This is a genomic window from Mesorhizobium sp. WSM4808 (genome assembly GCF_055811675.1).
The window spans coordinates 1-3,230 of the sequence record NZ_JBVVQX010000055.1 but is presented as its reverse complement, the minus strand read 5'-3'; the positions used below and the strand labels follow the sequence as shown (position 1 = coordinate 3,230).

Sequence of the window (3,230 nt, the reverse complement as noted above, 5' to 3'; positions counted from 1 at the left end):
GATGCCTCTCTGACGGACGCGGGATCCCCCTGCGCCGCAATGCTGGAGGGGCAATATGCTCGACTTCTATTTTTCGTATCGTGGGGTACTCAAGCGCCTGCGTAGCGGTGCGCTCGGCGGCGAGATGGATCGCCTCGCGGAGCATTTTTTCACCCTTGGTTACAAGCGAGCGTCCGCCAAGATTTACCTGAGCCGGATTGCGCGCTTTAGCCAGTTTGCCGCGACGCGCTGTGGTCCGATGCCGATCCATCAGGATGTCGTCGATAGCTATTTGTCCACGTTTACGACGGACTCTCCACGCATTGGAGCAGTGTCGGCGCTGGGACACGCACTGCGAGTGGCTCCGGAGCGATTCATTGCTTCCGTTCCCAGTGTAGATGCTGACCCGGATAATCCGCTTCTGGCCTCCTTTTCGGACTATCTGCGCAGGGTGCGGGGCCTGGAGCCGAAGAGCCGCGAAGGCGTTCTTCTGGGCGGCCACCGCGTTCTGGATTGGTTCCGCCATCACTATCCCGGCCAGGACCTCGAGGCGTTGACGGCTGAGCACATCCTCGCTGCTGTCGAGCTTCGGCTGTCACTATCGGCGACCTCCAGCAGCCGCACGGCAGCGACTTCTCATATCCGAACATTTCTTCGGTTTTTGTATTGGGCTGGCCACCATCGCCAAGATCTCGCCCGCGTTGTCCCAAGGACGCCCTCTTGGCGTTTGGCACATTTGCCGCCGCGCCTTGCATGGGATGACGTTCGGCAGGCGATCGATGCGATCGGCGCAACGACGCCGGTCGACATCCGTGATCGAGCCGTCCTGCTGCTGCTCGCCACCACGGGCATTCGCAACGGCGAGTTACGCGCCACTCGGCTGAAGGATATCGACTGGCGTACTGGCGAGGTTTTTGTCCGGCGCACCAAGGGCAAGCGTGATCGGGTGGTACCACTCCTCGAGGAGACCGGCGCCGCACTCGCCCATTACATCCTGCGCGCTCGACCGAAGGTGGATAGTCCGTATCTGTTCCTGTCCTTCGCGCCGCCGCTGGCGCCGTTCAAGTGCGCGTCGCCTGTTTCGAGGATCGTGCGGAAGCGGTTGCGGCATGGCGGGGTCGAACTCGGGCGGGTCGCAGGTGGGCATCTCCTGCGCCACAGCCTTGCCACCCAGCTCGTCAGGCAGCGAAGGCCAATCAACGAGGTCGCCGATCTTCTTGGCCACAGGAGCATCAACACAACAGCGCTGTACGTGAAGGTTGCGGCCTCGCAACTCGCCGAGGTCGCACTCCCCTTTCCGGGAGGCGCGGCATGACCGCCTTTACCCGATTCCTCGGCGAGAAGGCGGAGCGTTACATCGAACTGCGCCACTCGCTCGGCTACTCTTTCAGCAAACAAGCTGGCACGTTGCGGGCTTTCTTCCGCTACGTTGAACGCGCTCAATTCGATGCGCCCGCCACCCGGACGATGGCGCTGGACTTCGTCCTGTCGTTCGGCGGCGCCGCCAACAGCCGCACCACTCGTCACGGCGTGCTCCGCCGATTCTACGAGTATCTCGCCGTCTATGACGCCCAAACGGAGGCCTTGGAGCGTAGAGTCTTTCCCAGATCCAGGGCGATTCCGCCGCCGCGGATCCTCAGCGAGTCAGAGTTGGCGTCGCTCATCGACGCATGTGCGCGCATTTCGCCAGGCATCCCTCTCAGGGGGCGGACGATGGCAACGCTGATCGGATTGTTAGCAAGCTCGGGACTGCGATCTGGCGAAGTGGTCAGGCTTGATCGTTCCGACGTCGATCTGACCAGCGGGGTTCTTCTGGTTCGGAAGACGAAGTGCCGCAAGGACCGTCTCGTTCCAGTTCACACGACGACCCAGGCTGCCCTTCGCCACTACGCCCGTGAGCGTGACGCCGCTTTTCCCACGCCCAAGGACCAGGGCTTCTTCCTCAGCTCTCGTGGCAACCGCCTCTCAGCGACCGGCCTGCAAAACGGTTTTGCCGAGGTCCGCAAGCTCGCCGGCCTTGATGGCGGTAAGCGCTTAAGGCCGCACGATCTCAGGCACCGGTTCGCCGTGACCCGTCTCAGCTTCTGGCATCAACAGCGTGCAGACGTTCAGGCGTTGCTCCCGTTGCTCGCCACATATCTCGGCCACGCCAGCTACAGCGATACAGCTTACTACCTCACTGGTTCGGCGGATCTTCTCGCCATTGCGGCGGACCGCGCTTTCCTCGATGGAGGTGCAGCATGAACGAACATCTGCTCCTGGCGCCGCTCCTGAATCCTACTTTCGCCGGCGCTTGACCAAGCAGCGCAACGCCACTCCCGCGACTGTCGCGAGCTATCGCGACGCCTTGCGCATGCTGATCCCCTTTGCCGCCGCCAGGTTGCGCAAGAGGCCGGCGGCGTTGGTGCTCGAAGATCTCGATCGAGACCTCGTTCTCGCCTTTCTCGACGAACTCGAGGAGAAGCGGAACAACACCGTCGCCACGCGCAATGCCCGACTAGCTGCGATACGATCTTTCTTCCACCATGTGGCAGCGGCCGACCCGGCGTCCTTTGGTGTCGCGCAACGCGTGCTGACGATTCCCACAAAACGGGCGCACATTGAGGTGACGCACCACCTCACCAACGCAGAAGTGGACGCCGTCAGTGCAGCGCCCGATCAGAGGACGCCCCGTTGTCGGCGCGACCGCTCGTTTCTGCTGTTCCTGGCGCGGACCGGCGCGCGGGTCTCCGAAGCCATTGGTGTCAATGCTGACGACCTTCAGTTGGAACACCCGCGTTCGCAGGTCCTGTTGCACGGTATGGGGCGCAGAGATCGCGTCATCCCCGTTCCTCAGGATCTGGCGAGAGCGCTGGCGGCCTTGTTGCGCGAACGCGGAATCGCCAACCACGAACCACGACCGATCTTTGTCGGCGCCCACAATGAGCGCCTGACGCGCTTCGGGGCGACCCACATCGTACGACGAGCGGCGGCCAAGGCAGTGGCCATAAGGCCGGACTTGGCCGAAAAGCCCAATCGCCACACATCTTCCGGCACTCCCTCGCCATGAAGCTTCTCCAGTCCGGCGTGGATCTTTTGACGATTCAAGCCTGGCTCGGGCACGCACAGGTCGCCACCACCCACCGCTATGCCGCCGCGGATGTCGAGATGATGCCGCAACGGACTCGAAAAGGCGGGCATCGAGGGCAATTACGGGGCGCGCTTCCGGCCCACTGATGCCGTTCTGCGACTGCTGAACAGCATCTAAGCTA

4 protein-coding genes are annotated in these 3,230 nt (G+C 62.7%); all 4 read left to right on the top strand.

Translation table 11 applies throughout. The features are described from left to right. The first annotated feature begins 55 nt into the window (after positions 1-55). The 4 genes from AC0L2U_RS34595 to AC0L2U_RS34580 are packed head-to-tail and all read left to right on the top strand — an operon-like array spanning position 56 to position 3,195. Positions 56-1,294 (top strand): site-specific integrase, encoded by a 1,239-nt coding sequence (locus AC0L2U_RS34595; RefSeq protein WP_473603685.1) that lies wholly within the window; start codon positions 56-58, stop codon positions 1,292-1,294. Then, positions 1,291-2,223, top strand: coding sequence for a tyrosine-type recombinase/integrase (locus tag AC0L2U_RS34590; RefSeq protein WP_473603684.1), 933 nt, complete (start codon positions 1,291-1,293; stop codon positions 2,221-2,223). Before AC0L2U_RS34595 ends, AC0L2U_RS34590 begins: the two co-directional genes overlap by 4 nt. A gap of 49 nt (positions 2,224-2,272) precedes the next feature. Then, positions 2,273-3,028 carry a tyrosine-type recombinase/integrase gene (locus AC0L2U_RS34585; RefSeq protein WP_473603683.1) on the top strand — a complete coding sequence of 252 codons (756 nt, stop codon included), beginning with the start codon at positions 2,273-2,275 and terminating at the stop codon, positions 3,026-3,028. Beyond that, positions 3,025-3,195 carry a hypothetical protein gene (locus tag AC0L2U_RS34580; protein WP_473603682.1) on the top strand — a complete coding sequence of 57 codons (171 nt, stop codon included), beginning with the start codon at positions 3,025-3,027 and terminating at the stop codon, positions 3,193-3,195. Before AC0L2U_RS34585 ends, AC0L2U_RS34580 begins: the two co-directional genes overlap by 4 nt. Positions 3,196-3,230 lie beyond the last annotated feature (35 nt).

What these genes read in the sequence shown, in the direction of transcription:
- AC0L2U_RS34595 (WP_473603685.1), top strand. Translation starts at nt 56, where the DNA reads ATGCTCGACTTCTATTTTTCGTATCGTGGGGTACTCAAGCGCCTGCGT.
- AC0L2U_RS34590 (WP_473603684.1), top strand. Translation starts at nt 1,291, where the DNA reads ATGACCGCCTTTACCCGATTCCTCGGCGAGAAGGCGGAGCGTTACATC.
- AC0L2U_RS34580 (WP_473603682.1), top strand. Translation starts at nt 3,025, where the DNA reads ATGAAGCTTCTCCAGTCCGGCGTGGATCTTTTGACGATTCAAGCCTGG.